Source organism: Pelorhabdus sp. sgz311002 (assembly GCF_056134285.1).
The window spans coordinates 344490-364506 of the sequence record NZ_JBWBCL010000001.1; the positions used below are offsets into that span (position 1 = coordinate 344490).

General features: G+C 43.3%; 22 protein-coding genes. All 22 read left to right on the forward strand.

All coding sequences use genetic code 11. The features are described 5' to 3' along the window. Positions 1 to 27 precede the first annotated feature (27 nt). The 22 genes from hrcA (at position 28) to AC0NJP_RS01860 (ending at position 19984) form a co-directional block, all read left to right on the forward strand. Positions 28 to 1059: a heat-inducible transcriptional repressor HrcA gene (gene hrcA, locus AC0NJP_RS01755; protein WP_474038294.1), complete on the forward strand. Its 1032-nt coding sequence runs from the start codon at positions 28 to 30 to the stop codon at positions 1057 to 1059. A gap of 87 nt (positions 1060 to 1146) precedes the next feature. Next, positions 1147 to 1734, forward strand: coding sequence for a nucleotide exchange factor GrpE (gene grpE / locus AC0NJP_RS01760; protein WP_474698578.1), 588 nt, complete (start codon positions 1147 to 1149; stop codon positions 1732 to 1734). Between the two features lie 46 nt (positions 1735 to 1780). Beyond that, the gene (gene dnaK / locus AC0NJP_RS01765) at positions 1781 to 3610 is read left to right on the forward strand and encodes a molecular chaperone DnaK (RefSeq protein ID WP_474038296.1); all 1830 of its coding nucleotides are present in this window, start codon (positions 1781 to 1783) and stop codon (positions 3608 to 3610) included. An 11-nt stretch (positions 3611 to 3621) separates the two neighbouring features. Further along, the gene (gene dnaJ, locus AC0NJP_RS01770; RefSeq protein ID WP_474038297.1) at positions 3622 to 4767 is read left to right on the forward strand and encodes a molecular chaperone DnaJ; all 1146 of its coding nucleotides are present in this window, start codon (positions 3622 to 3624) and stop codon (positions 4765 to 4767) included. A gap of 24 nt (positions 4768 to 4791) precedes the next feature. Continuing rightward, positions 4792 to 5727: a 50S ribosomal protein L11 methyltransferase gene (gene prmA, locus AC0NJP_RS01775; RefSeq protein ID WP_474038298.1), complete on the forward strand. Its 936-nt coding sequence runs from the start codon at positions 4792 to 4794 to the stop codon at positions 5725 to 5727. Positions 5728 to 5730: 3 nt separating this feature from the next. Next, positions 5731 to 6477: a 16S rRNA (uracil(1498)-N(3))-methyltransferase gene (locus AC0NJP_RS01780; protein ID WP_474698579.1), complete on the forward strand. Its 747-nt coding sequence runs from the start codon at positions 5731 to 5733 to the stop codon at positions 6475 to 6477. Next, positions 6465 to 7763, forward strand: a complete 1299-nt coding sequence (gene mtaB / locus AC0NJP_RS01785) for a tRNA (N(6)-L-threonylcarbamoyladenosine(37)-C(2))-methylthiotransferase MtaB (RefSeq protein ID WP_474698580.1) — start codon at positions 6465 to 6467, stop codon at positions 7761 to 7763. Before AC0NJP_RS01780 ends, mtaB begins: the two co-directional genes overlap by 13 nt. Before the next feature lie 104 nt (positions 7764 to 7867). Next, positions 7868 to 8215 (forward strand): histidine triad nucleotide-binding protein, encoded by a 348-nt coding sequence (locus AC0NJP_RS01790; protein ID WP_474038301.1) that lies wholly within the window; start codon positions 7868 to 7870, stop codon positions 8213 to 8215. 88 nt (positions 8216 to 8303) lie between these two features. Then, complete coding sequence (gene rpsU / locus AC0NJP_RS01795) at positions 8304 to 8480, forward strand: 30S ribosomal protein S21 (RefSeq protein ID WP_215829829.1); 177 nt, start codon at positions 8304 to 8306, stop codon at positions 8478 to 8480. Positions 8481 to 8506: 26 nt separating this feature from the next. After that, the gene (locus AC0NJP_RS01800) at positions 8507 to 8959 is read left to right on the forward strand and encodes a GatB/YqeY domain-containing protein (RefSeq protein ID WP_474038302.1); all 453 of its coding nucleotides are present in this window, start codon (positions 8507 to 8509) and stop codon (positions 8957 to 8959) included. Positions 8960 to 9086: 127 nt separating this feature from the next. Continuing rightward, positions 9087 to 9854 (forward strand): NfeD family protein, encoded by a 768-nt coding sequence (locus tag AC0NJP_RS01805; RefSeq protein ID WP_474698581.1) that lies wholly within the window; start codon positions 9087 to 9089, stop codon positions 9852 to 9854. 24 nt (positions 9855 to 9878) lie between these two features. Then, a complete protein-coding gene (floA, locus tag AC0NJP_RS01810) occupies positions 9879 to 10865 on the forward strand; it encodes a flotillin-like protein FloA (protein ID WP_474038304.1) in 987 nt (328 codons plus the stop codon). A gap of 10 nt (positions 10866 to 10875) precedes the next feature. Next, positions 10876 to 11253, forward strand: coding sequence for a hypothetical protein (locus tag AC0NJP_RS01815; protein ID WP_474698582.1), 378 nt, complete (start codon positions 10876 to 10878; stop codon positions 11251 to 11253). Between the two features lie 133 nt (positions 11254 to 11386). After that, positions 11387 to 12856, forward strand: coding sequence for an ATP-binding protein (locus AC0NJP_RS01820; protein ID WP_474698583.1), 1470 nt, complete (start codon positions 11387 to 11389; stop codon positions 12854 to 12856). An 83-nt stretch (positions 12857 to 12939) separates the two neighbouring features. Next, entirely contained in the window at positions 12940 to 13218 is a 279-nt protein-coding gene (gene yqfC / locus AC0NJP_RS01825; protein ID WP_474038307.1) for a sporulation protein YqfC, read from the forward strand. 20 nt (positions 13219 to 13238) lie between these two features. Then, entirely contained in the window at positions 13239 to 14405 is a 1167-nt protein-coding gene (gene yqfD / locus AC0NJP_RS01830; RefSeq protein ID WP_474698836.1) for a sporulation protein YqfD, read from the forward strand. A gap of 22 nt (positions 14406 to 14427) precedes the next feature. Then, a complete protein-coding gene (locus AC0NJP_RS01835) occupies positions 14428 to 15399 on the forward strand; it encodes a PhoH family protein (protein ID WP_474698837.1) in 972 nt (323 codons plus the stop codon). Between the two features lie 5 nt (positions 15400 to 15404). Then, the gene (locus AC0NJP_RS01840; protein WP_474698584.1) at positions 15405 to 17588 is read left to right on the forward strand and encodes an HD family phosphohydrolase; all 2184 of its coding nucleotides are present in this window, start codon (positions 15405 to 15407) and stop codon (positions 17586 to 17588) included. Further along, on the forward strand, positions 17497 to 17964 hold the full coding sequence (ybeY, locus tag AC0NJP_RS01845) for an rRNA maturation RNase YbeY (protein ID WP_474698585.1): 468 nt from the start codon (positions 17497 to 17499) through the stop codon (positions 17962 to 17964). The genes AC0NJP_RS01840 and ybeY overlap by 92 nt, the downstream gene beginning before the upstream one ends. Continuing rightward, positions 17961 to 18407 (forward strand): cytidine deaminase, encoded by a 447-nt coding sequence (locus AC0NJP_RS01850; RefSeq protein WP_474038311.1) that lies wholly within the window; start codon positions 17961 to 17963, stop codon positions 18405 to 18407. Before ybeY ends, AC0NJP_RS01850 begins: the two co-directional genes overlap by 4 nt. Next, positions 18404 to 19306, forward strand: a complete 903-nt coding sequence (era, locus tag AC0NJP_RS01855; RefSeq protein WP_474698586.1) for a GTPase Era — start codon at positions 18404 to 18406, stop codon at positions 19304 to 19306. The genes AC0NJP_RS01850 and era overlap by 4 nt, the downstream gene beginning before the upstream one ends. A 93-nt stretch (positions 19307 to 19399) precedes the next feature. Next, a complete protein-coding gene (locus tag AC0NJP_RS01860; protein WP_474038313.1) occupies positions 19400 to 19984 on the forward strand; it encodes a DUF502 domain-containing protein in 585 nt (194 codons plus the stop codon). Positions 19985 to 20017 lie beyond the last annotated feature (33 nt).

The following is a 20017-nucleotide window of genomic DNA, read 5'->3' on the forward strand; positions in this document are numbered from 1 at the left end:
AGAGTGCTAACAAGGGAGGCGGAGATCTTGTTAGATGATAGGAAACGTCGGATTTTACAAGCCATCATTGACGATTATGTCTCTACCGCCGAACCAATTGGCTCAAGAACTATTGCCCGCAAATATGACTTGGGGGTAAGTCCGGCAACGATTCGTAATGAAATGGCCGACTTAGAGCTCTTAGGTTTTTTAGAACAGCCGCACACATCGGCAGGACGGATTCCTTCAGCCAAGGGATATCGTTTTTATGTAGACTGTTTACTTGCGCCGCATAGTATTTCCGAGCGAGATCTGCATTTGATCAAACAGTGGTATGAAGCCAAAGTCAGGCGAATTGACGAATTGTTTCAAGAGACAGCTAAGCTGCTTTCGAAAGTCACCAACAATGTTTCGTTGGTGATGGCGCCGCAGAGTGCTCCGGCAAAATTCAAATATTTGCAGTTTCTGCCGCTTGATGAACAGCGCGTTATTGCTGTTGTCGTAACTGATAAAGGAATTGTTGAAAATAAAATTATTGATATTCCGGAAGGAACGACACAGGACGATTTGCAGCAAATTGCCCAGCAAGTAAATAATCGCTTGACTGGATTAGGATTTACAGAAATTGGCGGCGACACAGTACAGGATATTAAGCAAGACTTGATTCTTGATTCTGATGTGGTTGAGTATGCTTTTACTGCGATTACACAGGCTTTAACCCAAGATAAAGGGGAAAAAGTTTTTTTAGGTGGAACGACCCATCTACTGAATCAACCTGAGTTTCGTGATGTGGATAAAATAAAAAAGATTTTAACCATGTTGGAAGAGAAACGGCTACTTTACGATATTTTGCACATGCAAAATCAAGATGGTGTTGTTGTAACCATCGGTCAGGAAAACAAGTATAGCGGCATACAGGACTGCAGCGTGGTACAGGCTACTTATCGAATTGATGGTCAAGTTGTTGGTTCTGTAGCGATTTTAGGCCCAACGCGTATGGAATATGGGAAAACCATGGCTATACTAGAGTTTATGCATACTCATTTAGGTGAGCTTATCAAAAAATATCGAATTGGTTGATAAACACGGAAATCCTGTTTCTTGAGTTTTTCTAAAGAAGCATTCCGTATCTATAGATAAGAAAGAGAATAGCAATGAGGTGACTGTATGGCTGATAATGAAAAACCGTTTCCGGCACAAGATCCAGAAAGCTCTCAAGACGAAGCCGTGAAAACAGCAGAGGAAACACAAGACAATGAAGTTAGCGAAGGCGTACAAGGGGAGCTTTCAGTAGACCAACTTGCTGCCGCGTTGCAAGCAAAGGATAGCGCTTTGGAAGAAGCTGTCCGCAAGTATCAACGTTTGCAAGCAGATTTTGAAAATTTTCGTCGTCGGACCACCAAGGAAAAAGAAGAGTTGTCTACTTTAGTTGCAGAAGGAATTATTACAGAGCTTTTGCCTGTGGTAGATAACTTTGAACGAGCCTTGGCTTCTGATGGCAGTAAAGATGCGGAAGCGTTTCATTCTGGCGTAGAAATGATTTTCCGTCAGATGACTGGCGCTTTTGAAAAACTCGGTCTCTCGGCTATTGCCGCGATGGATCAGATGTTTGATCCGAATGAACATCAGGCCGTTATGCGTGTGGAAGATGCTGAAAAAGAAGATGGCACGATTGTACAAGAACTACAAAAAGGCTATCGCTTGAAAAATCGCGTGATTCGGCCGAGCATGGTGAAAGTTGTCAATAACGGTTGATTTCATAAGGTTAAGTTGTGAGTTATTTAAGGAGGATGAATAAATTATGGCAAAAGTAATTGGTATAGACCTTGGTACGACAAACTCAGTTGTAGCAGTTATGGAAGGCGGCGAACCTGTCGTTATTGCAAATACAGAAGGCAGTCGCTTAACTCCTTCGGTTGTAGGCTTTTCTAAAACGGGTGAAAGATTAGTTGGACAGCTCGCAAAACGCCAGGCTGTTTCTAACTCTGATAGAACGATTAGCTCCATTAAACGTCATATGGGTACGAATCACAAAGTAAATATTGACGATAAAGGCTATTCGCCACAAGAAATTTCTGCAATGATTTTGCAAAAACTGAAGCAAGATGCAGAAGCCTATCTTGGTGAAACTGTTACGCAAGCCGTTATTACAGTTCCGGCTTACTTTACAGATGCGCAGCGTCAAGCTACAAAAGACGCTGGAACAATTGCTGGGTTAGAAGTTCTTCGTATTATTAATGAACCGACTGCAGCAGCCCTTGCTTATGGTATGGATAAAGGTAATGATCATACAGTACTTGTTTATGACCTTGGCGGCGGTACTTTTGACGTATCCATCTTGGAATTAGGCGATGGCGTCTTTGAAGTAAAAGCAACAAGCGGTAATAACCGTCTTGGCGGCGATGATTTTGATATGCGGGTAAAACAATGGCTGATTGAAGAGTTCAAAAAAGAACAAGGCATTGATTTGGCCAATGATAAAATGGCTTCGCAGCGTTTGTTGGAAGCTGCGGAAAAAGCGAAAATTGAGCTTTCCGGTGTACTTTCCACCAATATTAATCTTCCCTTTATTACAGCCGACCAATCCGGTCCGAAACATATGGATCTTAACTTGACCCGTGCTAAATTCGAAGAATTAACGGCTGACTTGGTAGAATCCACTATGGGGCCAACTCGTCAAGCTTTGTCTGACGCTGGTCTTTCCCCGAAAGATATTGATAAAGTTATTTTGGTAGGCGGGTCTTCTCGTATTCCTGCTGTACAAGAAGCTTTGAAGAAATTTATTGGCAAAGATCTGCATCGCGGCGTAAATCCTGACGAATGCGTAGCCGTTGGTGCTGCGATTCAGGCTGGTGTTCTTGTCGGTGAAGTAAAAGACGTATTACTGCTTGATGTAACGCCATTGTCTCTGGGCATTGAAACACTGGGCGGCGTTTTCACGAAAATTATTGATAGAAATACCACAATTCCTACGTCGAAAAGCCAAGTATTCTCAACGGCAGCTGATAATCAACCTTCCGTTGACATTCATGTGCTTCAAGGCGAACGTGAAATGGCTGCAGCGAATAAAACGTTGGGACGTTTTGAATTGTCCGGTATTCCGGCAGCACCGCGTGGAGTACCTAAAATTGAAGTTTCTTTCGACATTGATGCCAATGGTATCGTAAATGTTTCCGCCAAAGATCTTGGTACAGGCAAAGAACAAAAAATTACGATTACTTCTTCTGGTGGTATCAGTCAAGATGAAATCGAACGTATGGTTAAAGAAGCGGAAGCTCATGCAGCTGAAGATAAAGCCCGCAAAGATGAAGTCGAAGTAAGAAATTCTGCTGATTCTTTGATTTATCAAGCAGAAAAGACGATTAAAGAAGCTGGCGATAAAGCCGATAAAGCGCTTGTTGAAAAAATCGAAGCAGCAGCGAATACCTTAAAGGAAACGCTAAAAGGTAATGATTTGGAAAAAATCAAGGCTGATACGGAAGAATTAACGAAGCCGCTTTATGAATTAGCACAAGCTATGTATGCGCAAAATGAAGGTCAGCCGCAAGGCGGTGCTTCAGCTGGCGCAGCAAAAGATGAATCTATTGTGGACGCTGAGGTTGTTGACGAAAAAAAGAATGACAAAGCATAGGATGGTGCAAGGTGAGCAAACGAGATTATTATGAAGTCTTGGGTGTGTCCCGGTCAGCATCTGACGATGAACTAAAGAAGGCCTATCGCAAGTTGGCCCGAAAATATCATCCTGATGTCAACAAGGACAATGCGAAAGAGGCAGAAGAAAAATTTAAAGAAGTTGCGGAAGCCTATGAAGTTTTGTCTAATTCCGAAAAAAAGGCGCAGTATGACCAATTTGGTCATGCTGCCTTTGACGGAAGTCAAGGTGGAGGCTTTGGCGGTTTTGGCGGCCAAGGCGGCTTCGGCGGTCAAGGCGGGTTTGGCGATATTTTCGATATGTTTTTTGGCGGTCAAGGTTTTGGCGGCCGTGCCAATGGTCCGGAAAAAGGTTCAGATCTCCGCTTTGATATGGAGATTGCTTTTGACCAAGCAGCTTTTGGCGTGGAACGAGAAGTAGAGATTCCGCGGATGGATACCTGTCCAGAATGTCATGGCACAGGCGCTGCCGCTGGGACTCATCCTGAAACTTGTCCTGACTGTAAAGGGGCGGGCCAAGTTCAATTTACACAAAATACACCCTTTGGCCGAATGGTCAATGTGAAACCTTGTGACCGTTGTCGTGGCGAAGGCAAGATTGTCAAGACACCGTGTAAAGAATGCCGTGGTCAAGGCAAGATTAAGGTGAAACGGAAAATAAAAATTAAGATTCCTGCTGGGGTTGATACTGGTTCACGGTTACGTGTGGCTCATGAAGGCGAACCGGGACTTCGTGGCGGTCCGCAGGGCGATTTATATGTGTATATTTTCGTGAAACCGCATAAACTATTTGTGCGCGAAGGAAACGACATTATTTGTGAAGTTCCCATTAGCTTTGTTCAGGCAATTTTAGGTGACGAAGTAGAAGTACCAACTTTGGAAGGAAAAGTGAAATTCCGTGTCGAAGAAGGAACGCAGTCTGGAACTGTTTTCCGCTTACGAAATAAAGGAATTCCTCATATCCGCGGTAATATGCGCGGTGATCAGCTAGTAAAAGTAAAAGTTGTGACTCCGAAAAACTTGTCTGAGAAACAACGTGAACTTTTAAAAGAATTTGCCCGAATTAGCGGAGAAGATATTAACCCGGAACAAAAAGGGTTCTTTAAGAAAATGAAGGATGCCTTTGGGGTGTCTTAATTCCATAAGAAGGGGCGAGTGCAGATGAAGTGGGCTGAAATTAGTATTCAAACCTCCCATGAGGCCACCGAAGCGGTGGCCAATATTTTTCATGATTTGGGAGCCAGCGGTGTCGTTATTGAAGATCCAGAGCTTATTAACACCTATCGTTTATCAGGAGCGTGGGATTATTGCGATATTCCTGAAGAAACTGATACGGAAGTTGTTGTTGTAAAAGCCTACTTACCTGTTGACGAAGCCCTTGATGACAAGCTTCGTTCATTTGAGGGACAAGTAAACGGTCTTTGCTGTCATAATATTGATGCTGGCAAAGGCGAAATTAGTTGTCGCGAAATACAGGAAGAAGATTGGGCTTCTTGTTGGAAGGAATTTTTCCATCCGGTCAAGGTTGGCGAAAGAATTGTGATTAAGCCGACATGGGAAGAGTATGAGGCTGGTGTGGATGATCTTATTATTGAATTAGATCCAGGTATGGCTTTTGGTACAGGGACTCACCATACAACAGCTATGTGTATTCGTCACTTAGAAGAGTTAGTTAAGCCTGACATGCAGATTTTTGATGTTGGTACAGGATCTGGTATTTTGTCAATTGCCAGTGCCAAATTAGGCGCTGCCGCTATTAAGGCGGTCGATTTAGACAGCGTCGCTGTTCGCGTAGCCAAGGAAAATGTGGCTCTCAATCAAGTCGCTGAAACAGTCACAGTCAGTCAGGGCGATCTGCTCACAGGCGTAACCGGTAAAGCTGATCTTATTATTGCCAATATTATTGCCGATATTATTATTAAAGTGATTCCTGATGTGAAAGAACGCTTGAAACCAGACGGTTTTTTTGTTAGCAGTGGTATTATTACAGAACGCCTTAGCGATGTGACAGCTGTGCTTTTAGAGCAAGGGTTTGTTGTTGACAAGGTTAGTGAAGAAGGCGGCTGGGTTGCTATTGTAGCTCATTTGGAGCGATAAGTTATGCGGCAGTTTTTTATTGTGCAAATTGAACCTTTCATGGTTATAGAAGGCTCTGAAGCGAAACATATGACGCGAGTTCTCCGACTCAAAGTCGGCGATGAAGTGGAAGTCGTGGATCAAGCGGGACAAGCGGCGGTAGGACGTATTGCGGCAATTGAGGGCGAGAAAGTTTCTATCGAATTTGCTGCTTGGCTTGATCATAGCAGTGAACCGCCCATTCAAGTTATACTTGCACAGGCTTTAACGAAAAATGATAAGTTTGACTACATTGTGCAAAAAGCGGTAGAACTCGGCGTACATCAGATTATTCCGTGGGTAGCAGATCATTCTGTTGTTCGTTATGATAGTAAAAAGCAGGAACAGAAAAAAGACCGATGGCAAAAAATTGCCGCTGAAGCAGCAAAACAATGTCGGCGGACTGTTGTTCCCACTGTTACTTCGGTTAAGACCTTAGCCGAAGTTTTTCGCCTTGCAGCGCCGGAGAGTCTTCGGTTGTTTTGCTATGAAAATGAAAAAAATCTCGGGATAAAAGATGTGCTGCAGCAAAGTCAGGCGAAAGAATTTTTGCTTTTGATTGGACCAGAAGGCGGCTTTAGCGCTTCCGAAGCGGAACTGATTCAGGGAAGCGGCGCTACAGCCATTACGCTTGGTCCGCGAATTTTACGAACGGAAACAGCAGCAACAACCGCTTTAGCTGTGGTTATGTATGAATGTGGTGATTTGGGGGGACCTTTGTGCCAAAAGTAGCTTTTATTACTTTAGGTTGTAAAGTTAACCAATTTGAAACCGAGACGTTGGAAGGGCTTTTTTTGGCCAAAGGCTACGAGATTGTTGCCTTTGAAGAAAAAGCCGATGTTTATGTCATCAATACTTGCTCGGTCACTCATTTGGGAGAAAAAAAATCGCGTCAGTATATCAGACGAGCCAATCGATTGAATCCTGAAGCTGTAGTAGCCGTAACTGGCTGTTATGCCCAGGTTGCTGCTGATCAAGTTGCAGCAATTGATGGGGTTGATGTTATTATTGGAACGCAAAATAGGCAGGGAATTGTAGAACTTGTAGAAACGGCATCAAAGCATGAAGCGAAGCTGAATGTTGTTACTAACATTATGGATGCCGATGCCTTTGAGGAAATTCCCTTGTTTTCCATGCCGGGTCGAACGCGGGCTTTTCTCAAGATTCAAGAAGGGTGCACGAATTTTTGCACTTATTGTATCATTCCCTATGCCAGAGGGCCGTTGCGTTCTCGGCCGCTGTCAGGCATTTTAAGCGAAGTTGAAAAATTGACAAGTGCGGGATTTCAGGAAATTGTCCTAACAGGTATTCATTTAGGCGCCTATGGTCGTGATTTGGCGGAACCAGTAACCTTGACTGATGTCATGAAGGCAATCACTGAGTTGCCTGATGTGGTGCGTCTGCGGTTGAGTTCCTTGGAATCCATCGAAGTATCGCCAGAGATGGTTGAACTGCTTAAAGCAAATAACAAGCTTTGCCGTCACCTTCATTTACCACTCCAGTCAGGAAGCAATACGATCTTAAAGGCGATGAATCGCCACTATACAACAAGTGAATATAGCGAGCTAATTGGGAGAATCCTAACAGAAATTCCTGATTTAGCCTTGTCGACTGATTTAATTGTGGGCTTCCCCGGCGAAACGGACCAACTTTTTGCCGAAACAGTCAGTTTTGTGGAAAAAATGCCTTTTTCTAAAATGCATATCTTCCCTTACTCGAAACGCATTGGTACACCGGCGGCTGATTTTGCCGGACAAATTCCGGAAGAGATCAAAAAAGAACGGGTTCATGTCATTCAACAAATTGCTGAGAAAAAAGCGGCAATCTATGCGAAGCAATTTGTTGGTCAAACAGTCAATGTACTCTTTGAAACATGGCAAGACGGCGTTCTCGAAGGTCATACCGAGCATTATTTAAAGGTGTATATGCCGAGCGACAAAGATTTGACAGGTACGATTCAAGCGGTCACCGCAACAGAGCTTTGGCGTGATGGATTATTGGGATCTCAGGATTTTTAATTTATTACAGTTCTTTGCAGGAGTTTTGAATTTAACAACGAACTCTTTATAAGATAAAGTCATGTAAAATCCTTGGTTTGACAGAAAGGAGGTGTATCTGGCATATGCAGCAAGATTGTGTGTTCTGCAAAATTGTAAATAAGGAAATTCCGGCGACGATTCTTTACGAAGATGACATGGTTGTGGCTTTTCCTGATATCAATCCGGGCGCACCTGTTCATATTCTTTTAATTCCGAAGAAGCATATTGCTAACCTCCTGGAAGCGACGGAAGAGGATCAGGAAATTTTAAAGCATCTGATGGCCACCGTTCCCCTTATTGCAAAACAGGCGGGATTGGATGAAGATGGCTTTCGTACAGTAATTAATACGAAAGATAATGGCGGCCAGACAGTTCATCACTTGCATCTGCATATTCTCGGCGGGCGGTTTATGAACTGGCCTCCAGGTTAAGATTGACAGTTGACAGAAGCCTATTGTATAATAATTAGGTGTATGTGAATGCACTTCCCGTAGGCTTGCGTGGAGGGAGGGAGATCAGATGGCAGAAATTAAGGTTGGTAAAAACGAAACACTTGAAAGCGCACTCCGCAGATTTAAGCGTTCCTGTCAAAAAGCCGGTGTTCTTTCTGAAGTTAGAAAACGTGAACATTACGAAAAACCTAGCGTAAAACGGAAGAAAAAGTCCGAAGCAGCTCGTAAACGTAAATTCAACTAGTGTTTTCTGTTCGGAGGTATTGATACATGTCTCTTAAAGAGAAATTGACAACGGACATGAAAGAGGCAATGAAAGCCAAAGAATCAGGGAAGCTTGCTCTTTCTGTGATTCGTATGGTACGCGCTAATATCAAATACGCAGAGATTGAACGTAAAACGGAGCTTGATGATCAGGGTGTATTAGAAGTCCTGGCCAAAGAAGTGAAAATGCGCCGAGATTCTATGGAGGAGTTTGCCAAAGGCAACCGCCCTGACTTAGTAGAAAATCTCGAACGCGAAATTGAAGTATTAATGCAGTATCTGCCCAAGCAGTTGGCCGAAGACGAAGTTCGTCAGCTGGTTAAAGACGCAATTGCCCAATCTGGCGCTGTAACAGTAAAGGATATGGGAAAAGTCATGGCTGTTTTAATGCCTTCTGTAAAGGGCAAAGCTGATGGCAAACTTGTGAATACGCTTGTGCGCGAAATGCTTCAATCATAAATACAATCCGGTGCTAATATGGCACCGGATTTATTTCTAGTAGAGACCCTCTTGTATTTTCTTTTGCCAAAGACAATATAAGAGGGTCTCTACTAACAATAAGGATTCGCTGAGAGGAGATGAGACTATGTTTTTTGCAAGAAAAGCTTGGTATCGCAGCTTCTTTACAGTCTTTGTTATTTTTGGTGCCGTGGGAACAAAATGCCTCGCCGCTTCAACTGGTACCGATATGTTATTATCGCCTTGGGAGCAAGCGGCAGGTTTATTAGAAATTCCTTTGATTAAGGGTTTTTTAGTTACTCTGATTTTTACGGCGTTACTGACGGAGATTAAAACGGTAGGTAGTGGTGTTGGAATTTTGACTGCCTTAATCGCAGCTAGCTTACTTTTGGGCGGGCAATGGCTATTGCGTGGCGGCTGGATGCCGGCGCTGCTTTCCTTTAGCGGTATCTTTCTGTTAGTCGCTGAACTTTTTTTCCCTGGTACAGCCATTTTTGCACTCAGTGGTCTTGTCTTGCTGTTAGGGGGACTTTTTTTAGCCTTAGGCGGAGATGGGCCAGCACTGCAATTTTTGACTGCGAGTCTAATTGTGGCTGTAGTGATTTTTTCGCTGATGGCTCGCTTCTTACCGCAAAGCGCTTTTGTGGCACGTTTTATTCTAAAGGATCGCGAAGCACGGGAGAAGGGGTTTCACAGTGTTGACGATCATGCTGTGCTAGTTGGTCTGGAAGGCGTTGCCGTAACAACGTTGCGTCCAGCGGGAACGGCGCTGATTGCTGGCAAAAAAATTGATGTTGTAACAGAAGGCGATTATATTGCCTCTGGCGAAAAAATTGTGGTATTAGCTGTCTCAGGGCGGCGGGTTATTGTAAGAACGTTACGTATAGACCATTAAGTTTCTATAAGGAGGGGTTTTATAATGACAGCTTTAATTTTCCCACTGTTTATTTTGTTTGTTGTTTTTTTAGCGGTTATGCTGTTTTTACACTTTGTTCCGCTAGGTCTTTGGATTTCGGCGATGGCGGCTGCTGTTGACGTAGGAATTTTTACGCTGATTGGCATGCGGTTACGCCGTGTTCCGCCTGCGGCGATTGTAATGCCGTTGATTAAGGCGAATAAAGCGGGGATTGATGTAAATGCCAATCAGCTAGAGGCTCATTACTTAGCAGGCGGCAATGTAGATCGGGTAATTGATGCTTTAATCGCGGCCCATCGTGCCGATATTCCGCTGCCTTTTGCTAGATCGGCTGCCATTGACTTAGCTGGTCGCGATGTATTGGAAGCTGTGCAGATGAGTGTAAATCCCAAAGTGATTGAAACTCCTGTCGTATCTGCTGTGGCGAAAAATGGGATTGAGCTTAAGGTAAAGGCTCGAGTGACAGTGCGTGCCAATATTGATAGACTTGTTGGCGGCGCGGGGGAACAGACGATTATTGCTCGCGTGGGCGAGGGCATTGTTACAACCGTGGGATCTTCTATTGATCATAAAGATGTATTAGAAAATCCGGATCATATTTCCCGTACGGTTCTATCAAAAGGCCTTGATGCCGGTACGGCCTTTGAAATTTTATCGATTGATATTGCTGATGTTGATGTAGGTAGAAATATTGGCGCTGAACTTTTAACAGATCAAGCGGAAGCGGAAAAACGGATTGCTCAGGCCAAAGCGGAAGAACGGCGCGCTATGGCTGTTGCGAAAGAGCAGGAAATGCGCGCTTATACGCAGGAAATGCAGGCAAAAGTTGTCGAAGCTCAGGCCGAAGTCCCTCACGCGATGGCTGCTGCCTTGCAGGAAGGTCGCCTTGGCGTGATGGATTACTATAATTTGAATAACGTTGTGGCTGATACGCAGATGCGAGAAAGTGTGGCTAAAAGCGGCGCACCTAAGCTGGATGATAAAAAGTAGGTGATAGGATATGGATTTTATTGGCGTATTACTATTGCTGGCTCTTTTGTATGGCTTACCAGAAATTCTTCGTAAAAAACGTAAAAAAAGCTATGAATATCCTTCTGTCCCAGAATCGCAATCGCCGCCGGTCCCAGACCAGATAATGATGCAAGGGAGTAACGATAAAAAAAATGCTCTCCTTTCGGAAAAAAAGCCGCAAAGTCTTGATGGGAAAGAAAGTGGCTTTTCGTCGCAAACAACGACTGAGCCCTCCGTTGCAGCGATCGCATCTTCGTCAGAAGGTTCGTCTATCACGCCAGAACAGCTCCGCGCCGCGATTGTGTGGTCGGAGATTCTCGGCAAGCCTAAGCAAATTCGTCCCTATGGGCAAAAAAACTTTCGCTAAGAATAAGGCTGACTGCTCAGCGTTTCTCACTTAGAGACACGGCTATTTTGGGTATCAGCCTTATTTTTTTTTGACATTTGTGCAAAATAATATTGGTGAAGCTTTAAGACGGACTGCGAGGGGAGCGATAGCCATGTATCAGGGACGGCTTACTTTTGCGAAGGGAACTTATGTGGAATTTGTTGTAGCGCCGCATCAGATGGTTGATTTTGGCGATATTCTTGTTGTGGAAGGTGAGCAAAAAGACCGGTTTTATATTCGCGTCTATGATTTTAAAGTGAAATCGCGCTGGTCAGGCCTAAATGGTGTGAATTATCTCATGAGTAAATTAGATGAAAGTGGTCAAGTTGTAAATCAAGATGAGCTTGATTTTTATTTAGGCGGCAATCATACTGTCAAACTGGCGATGGCAGAACAGCTTTGCTATGCTGATCCTGCTAGGCAGCTTTATAATCCTAAGACATGCCCTGATTTTTTTGCCGAAGTTCGTTCTTTGGGGGAAGAAGATAAAGAATTACTGGCGGAAATAGGCGGTGATTTAGAAATTGGTTATCTAAAAGGCGGTCGCGGTATCAGTCCCTTTCCCGTGGGAATTTGCGGTAGCAAGTCCATTCCAGAACATATGGGGATTTTTGGGACAACTGGTTCAGGGAAAAGCAATCTTGTAAAAGTATTGGCAAGTTCGATTTTGGCATCGCAACAGTATGGCATGCTTATTTTTGATGTTCATAATGAGTATTATCAGGCTTTGTCGAAGCATTCTCAGATTACTGACCGATTAGTTGTATACAGTTTAAAGCCCCAAGACGCACTTTGTCAGCCTCTTCAGGTGGCTATGGAGGAATGGGAACCCCTTGATCTGGCGCTTTGCGCTACTTTTACTGAGGTACAGCTTGATGCTCTTTATAAGATTGCTTCTCTCTGGCCTAGAGAATGGATGTCTTACCTGTTAAAATACGAGGCAGAAGATTTAATTAGTGAATTAAAAACAGAAACAGGCCAAAAATTTCAACTTAGGACTATTAGCAAGATCAAAAGCATCTGCTGGAATTTACAGCAGGAACTGCAATTAACGCAAGAGCCAGTAGGTACACTTGCCCAGATGATTCAGGAAGTAGGAAATGGTAAGGTGGTATTAGTAGAAATGAAACATAATTCCCCGTTAGGAGAGATCGCTTTATCCACCTTAATTACGAAAAAATTGCTTAACTATTATGCTGCCCATAGCGACGATGAAAGAATGGGTCTGACCCCAGCCTTGCTGGTGCTGGAAGAGGCTCATCGTTTTTTAGGCAGGAAGGAAGTCGGCTCCCAGCATATTTTTCGGCGGCTCGTCAGTGAAGCTCGTAAATTTCGTCTCGGACTTTGCGTAGTTGACCAGCAGCCGAGACTCTTGGCGGATCAGGTGCTTTCTCAGTTAAATACGCTATTTATTTTAGCGCTTTCCTCGCGCGCTGATCGTCAAAAACTAGAAACCATGTGCCGCAAAGATATTTTGCAGCAACGAAATGAAATTAAAAACTTAGAGTGTGGCGAAGTAATTTTAGCCACAAATTATATGCGCTTTGCGGCGCCTGTTAAAGTTCATAACTTTGAACGGTAACTGAAAAAATAGAACAAATCTATAAGTCCATGTCTGAACGCTCCGCTTGCTACATACACATAAAGTAAGGGGGCGGAGACTCTATGGCAAGGCGTAAGCACAATCGTATCGAATCAATAGCGGAGCTGTTTGAAATTCCTGATGATTTGATTTTTGATCTGCCTCGCATGACCCTGTTGGGAAATAAACAGTTGCTAATTGAGAATCATAAAGGTATTATTGAGTATACGACGCAAATTGTCCGCATTAGGCTCAAGCAGGGAGTTGTAATTGTAGTAGGAAGCAATTTATCGTTAGGAAGCCTCCAGGTAGAACAAATTCTAGTCGAAGGACTGATTCAGTCGCTTCGCTATGATTTATAGGAGGCGAGCTTGTGTTGTTTATGCGGTTTAATCATTATTTCAAAGGGTTTGTTTATATAAAAGTTACAGGTAAAAGACCGGAGAAACTCATCAATCTTTGTCTTGATCAAGGGTTCGAGCTATGGTCAGCTACCAAGCGATTTGATGGCGTTTATGTTTATATAAGCCTCCAGGATTTTTTTGCTATCAGACCGTTAGTTAAGCGAAGTGAGACGAGAATTTCTGTGGTTGCTTATCAGGGATTTCCCTTTTTCTTCAAAAAAGTTAAGCGCCGAAAGATGTTTGTTTTGGGACTGTTCCTGTTCTGTGCTTTGCTTCAATATGCATCAAATTTTATATTCTTTGTCCATATTACTGGCTGTGAACAAGTTCCAGCTGCCGTAGTAAGGCAGGCCTTGGCGGAAGGCGGTATTGTTCCTGGGGCCAAAAAAGATGAAGTGAATAAAAAGCAGGCTGAGACAGCTTTGCTTTTGGCAGTTCCGGAATTAGCCTGGGCTTCTATTCAGTTTATGGGAACGAGGGCTGTCGTAGAGGTTGCCGAGAAGAATATGCCGCAAGAGGAAAGCCGCGAGCCTGCCGATTATGTGGCTCAAAAAGACGGTGTAATTTGCGAATGGATTGTTTTAAACGGACAAGGCCAAAAGAAACAGGGCGATACTGTACGGGCGGGAGACATTTTAATCAAAGGTCTACTGTCAGGCAAGGCGGTACGGGCAACTGGTATTGTAAAAGCCAAGATACACTATGAAGCAACCGGTGAAGAGTCGCTTTCGACTACTTGGCTAGAGCGAACTGGACAGCAGCGAGATTCTTATAAGATTTTTTTTGGGGGGCGGGAAGTGACGATAAAATCAGCGCCGAATCCGCCCTTTACGAGCTTTGAACGCGAGGTTTTTTGCAAAAAAGTTCTCCTTTGGAGGAATCCCGATTTACCTGTCGAATTTACCAGGGAAGACTTTTATGAAACTGTGCCGGTTTATCAAGAAAAAACGCACGAAGAAGCGACGGACAGTGCTGTACGGCATGCTTTAGCAGTTTTGTCCGAACAAATTCCTGAGACGGCTCAAATTATCGCAAAAAATACGGAACTTGTTGCAACCGACGATCCCAATAGGGTGAAAGTAAAAGTTTTAGTGGAAACAATTGAAGAGATCGGTGAAAACAGAACCAGCTTACAGGGGGGCTAACTATTTGCCGCAGGCCAATCAAATGGAAAAACGATTAGACTTTACAGATCATCAAGAAGCTGTAATGGTTTTAGGTAGAAATGATGAAAATATCCGACTAATTCAGGAAAGTTTTTCCTGCCAAGTAACGGCACGGGGAGATCAACTTGTAATTAGCGGTGACGATATACTGGTAGAACAAGTTTATCATTTGCTGTCAGAATTGATCTTTTTATATCGCAGTAAAAACTTTATTACAATTCATGATGTGAAATATAGTATAAAAATGGTTCAGGAAAATGGCGCCCACAAACTGCATCGACTGTATGCTGATTCGGTGCTGACGACGGCAAGAGGCCGCATGATTAAGCCGAAAACCTGGGGCCAGCTTATTTACTTGGAAGCCATTCGACGTCACGATATTACGCTGGGAATTGGTCCAGCCGGCACCGGGAAAACTTATTTGGCTGTTGCTATGGCTGTAGAAGCATTAAAAAATAGAAAAGTGGAAAGAATTATCTTAACGCGACCTGCTGTGGAAGCTGGTGAGAAGCTAGGATTTTTACCTGGCGATCTGCAAGAAAAGGTGGATCCTTATTTGCGGCCCCTTTACGATGCACTTTATGATATTATCGGCAGTGAGACCTTTGCTAAATATATGTCTAAGGGGATTATTGAAGTAGCGCCGCTGGCTTATATGCGCGGACGGACACTTGACGATTCCTTCGTTATCTTAGATGAGGCCCAGAATACAACGGCGCCTCAAATGAAAATGTTTCTTACTCGTTTAGGCTTTGGCTCTAAAATGGTTATTACTGGCGATTTAACACAAATTGATTTGCCGCCAGGGCAAATTTCTGGTTTGGCTCAGGCCAAGCGGATTCTGGCTCAGGTTGATGGAATTGCCATTTCTCTGTTTGAAGAAGCCGATGTAGTGCGCCATGAAGTCGTATCACGGATTATTCGCGCCTATGATAACTTTGACAAAGAGAAGAAAATGGAAAAATTGGAGTGAATAAAATGGGGTCTGCCAGTAGACGGTTGCGCGCTATGTTTACGCAACCAGGCAGTGTATATGCAAAACCGGTTATTCGCCGGATTGTCTTGTCTTTAGCTTTTTTTACTTTGTTTATTGTCGTACTGGCTACGGATTTTTTAGGTGATAGAGTTTCATTTGAAACTGGACAAATTAGTGATCGTGATATTTTAGCGCCACGGACTGTTTCCTATATTAATACCGATAAAACGAAAAAACTGGAAAGTGAAGTACTTGCCGGAATTGTTAACGTGTATGATCTAGATATGGCCATAGTCAATAAAGCCGGGGAAAATCTTACGGCTTTATTTCGTACTGCCCATACGGTTAAAGAAGATATGCAGCTTTCCGAGCAAGAGAAAATTGCCAAAGTCAAAGGAGCTTTGCCCTTGCTGTCGGCTACGGCGTCTACTTTGTTAGTGACGCTCGATGAAGCGGCGTTGGAACGCGACCAAGATAGAACTCTAACTTTGCTAAATAAGTATTTACAGCGGGGCATTCGTGATGATGAGCTAGATCTGGCAAAAAAGCAAATTGCTTTGGAAGCGAACGAATTACCGCTGCCGCTTGCGGAAAAACAACTAATAACCGCTTTAGCACCACTGTTTTTACAGACTAATTTTATTTTGAACAGTAAAGAAACCGAAAAACGCAAACAAGGCGTTTTAGCTGGGATAGAGCCTGTCCGTGAAACAATCAAAAAAGGGCAAGTACTTGTCCGTCGCGGCGATGTAGTTACAGCAGAGCAAATTCATGCGCTAGAGGAACTGGGGCTTTCTCGCGGGCAGACGAATGAACTTCGTGTGTTAGGGCTTACCTTTTTTGTCTTGATTATTATGGCCTTGACGACGCTTTCTCTCCGGACAAGTGCGCCTTCTGTTTATGAAAATGACTTATCAATGGTGCTTGTAGGCCTTGTTATGTTGATTACCATGATTCTTGGAAAAATGGCTCACTATTATTCTGATTTTGCCGCACCCATGACGGTCGGCGCTTTGCTCGCAACGATTTTGATCAATCGCCGCATTGGTCTTGCCGTAACTTTTGCTTTAACGATTTTTTTTGGCGTCATTGTCGACCATGATCTTCGTGCCGTATTGACCTGTCTTATGGGGAGTATCACTGGTGTTTACTGTATTTCCACAGTGACGACAGGCTACAGTTTGGCAAAAAGCGGCTTTTGGATTTCTATTGTCCAGTTTCTTGTTATTGCCACAACGGGTCTAATTGATCAAATTAGTGGTGCCGAACTTGTTACGCAGTGTTTACTAGGTATTTTTAGTGGTGTTACGGCTACGATTATCACGACTGGAATTTTACCTTACTTAGAAAATGTGTTTCATATTACCACGTCAGTGAAACTCATGGATCTAGCCAGACCCAATCATCCACTGTTGCAGCAGCTCTTGTTAGAGGCGCCAGGAACCTATCATCATAGTGTACTTATTGGCAATATGGTAGAGACAGCAGCGGCTCAAATTGGTGCAGATCCAGTACTCGCCCGGGTAGGCGCTTATTATCATGATATAGGCAAAATCAAGCGTCCTTGTTTTTTTGTGGAAAATCAGGCGTCAGGAGAGAATCCTCATGATAAAATTGCGCCGTCGCTGAGTACGCTGATTATAACGTCTCATATTAAAGATGGCCGTGATTTGTGCCGTGAACACAATATTCCTGGCATCGTCGCTGATATTGTGCAGCAACATCATGGCACGACGCTAGTATCTTATTTTTATCAACGAGCGACGGAAAATGATCATAGTGAATGTATTATTGAATCGGATTTCCGCTATGAAGGACCTTGTCCGCAAAGTAAAGAAGCCGCGCTTGTCATGTTGGCCGACGGTTGTGAAGCTGCAGTACGGTCTATTGCGAAACCGAATATTAACCGTATTGAAGCAACTGTGCGCAAAATTATTAAACAGCGTCTCCATGAAGGGCAGCTTGATGAATGTAATCTAACGTTGCGCGATTTAAATACGATCGGTGATATTTTTATTAGGGTACTTTCCAGCATGTTCCATACACGAATTGAATATCCCGATGAGAAAGATTTAGAAAGGAGAAAATTAAAAAATGGAAATCAACATAAACTCCTTACAGACCGAAGTGACTGTATCGGACGCGATGGCGGCGACAGTCAAGAAAGTTTTAAGCAAAGCAGCTGAATTGTACAACTTAGCGCCGACGGCGGAAGTCAGCTTATCCTTTTGCGACGATGCCCATATTCATAAAATGAATTTAGAATTTCGCGGCATTGACAGGCCAACAGATGTTTTATCTTTTGCGCTTAGCGAAGGTGAGGAGCCGGAGATACTTGATGGTCCAGCAGAAGATTTGCTTGGTGATATTATTATTTCTGTTGATACTCTCGCCAGGCAAGCCGAAGAGTATGGTCATAGTTTGGAGCGAGAACTTGCTTATTTGACGGTTCACGGGTTACTTCATTTATTAGGCTATGATCATTTAACCGACAGTGATAAAGCAGAAATGCGCCAAGAAGAAGAGGCTATTTTGGGCGCTTTAGGAATTGAGCGTTTATGAAAGATAGTCTAGTTTGTTCGATTACGCCAGAAGAAATACGCTTACTTGTAGCTGCGGCGACACGGGCCATGGCGAAAGCCTATGTACCTTACTCGCATTTTCCCGTAGGCGCTGCTTTACTAACCGACGATGGAACGATTTATGAAGGTTGTAATATTGAAAATGCTTCTTATTCGTTAACAATCTGCGCCGAAAGAACTGCTATTTTTACGGCCTTAGCAAAAGGTGAAAGAAAATTTAAAGCTTTGGCTGTTGCTGCAAAAACTTCGAATCCTGTAGCGCCTTGCGGCGCTTGCCGACAAGTGATAGCTGAGTTTCACATTCCCGCCATAATTATGGCAAATCAAACGGGAGAATATAAAGTTATGTCATTAGAAGAGATATTGCCCTATTCTTTTTCTTCTGAGGACTTGACGTATTTTGGGGAGGACAACAACGATTGAGTAATACAAAGAAAGATATTTTTCGTTCCGGTTTTGTCGCTGTAATTGGACGGCCTAACGCTGGTAAATCCACGCTGGTTAATAGTCTTATTGGCCAGAAGATCGCTATTATGAGTGATAAACCACAGACAACGCGCAATAAAATTATGTGCGTACTAACGCAAGACGATGCACAAATGCTGTTTGTGGATACGCCTGGCATTCATAAACCGAAGCATAAGCTAGGACAATATATGGTGGAGGCAGCCGAGCAGACGCTACGCGAAGTGGACGCCATTTTATTTGTAACAGACGCCAGTGAAAAATTTGGACCCGGGGAAGAATATATTATTGAGCGTTTGAAAGAAGTAAAGACGCCGGTTTTTCTTGTTGTTAATAAAATAGATCTTGTTGAGAAACCGAAACTTTTACCGATCATCAAAAACTATCAAAGTCGCTATGATTTTAAAGCCGTTGTGCCTATTTCGGCGTTGGAAAAAGTAAATCTTGATGTGCTTCTTACTGAAATTAAAAGTCTCCTGCCGGAAGGGCCTAAGTATTTTCCTGAAGATATGATAACAGACCAGCCAGAGCGGCTTGTCATTGCTGAACTCATTCGGGAAAAAGCGCTTCAGCTTACAAGAGAAGAAGTGCCGCATGCCATTGCTGTGGATATTGAAGAAATTGCACCGCGTCCTGGCGATAAATTGTATGTTCGTGCTGTCATCTATGTGGAAAGAGAATCACAAAAGGGAATTTTGATTGGCAGCGGCGGTACTTTAATGAAGAAAATCGGTCAGCAGGCCCGTGTCGATGTAGAAAATTTATTGGGAAATCCCTGTTATCTTGATTTATGGGTGAAAGTGAAAAAGGATTGGCGCAATCGTGATTCGATTTTAAAATCTCTGGGGTATGAATAATCATACCCTTTTTTTCCTTTTTTATTGTAAAGCCGCCCCTGTTTATTGACCAGAGGCAGTCAAAATGCTATCATTTGTTAAGAGGGGTGAATCATGAAGTGGGTTTCTAAGTATTTTATGAATGGGTTAATCGTGATTTTTCCGATTGCCTTTACCGTATGGGTTGTCATGCAAATTTTCACATTTTCTGAGCAACTGTTAGGTCAGCATTTGCCAATTCATTTTCCTGGAGTTGGCCTTATGGCGGCCTTGTTGTTTATTATTTTGGTAGGATGGCTTTCTTCTTACTGGCTGATGAAATCACTTCTAGGCTTAGGAGAACGGTTTGTCAACTCCATACCTTTTGTGAAATTTATTTATAACATTGTTAAAAAACTGTCCACTGCTGTATTTAATTCCAGTCAATCTTTTAAACAGGCAGTGCTTGTGCCTTATCCGCATGCTGACTGCAGAGCTCTTGGCTTCATCGTATCAGATGTTTCTGAACCGCTTGCTGAACATTTGCCAGATGAACATGTTTGCGTATTTGTGCCGATGAGCCTTAATCTTACATCAGGCTTCAATATTATTGTGGCGAAAAAGGATATTATTCCTTTAGATGTAACGAATGAAAGTGCGCTAGAATATGTTCTTACGGCAGGCGCCATGATGCCTGAGCGGGTTGGAATGAAAAATTAGGGAGAGATGCTCTATCGATGCTGTAGATGTTCC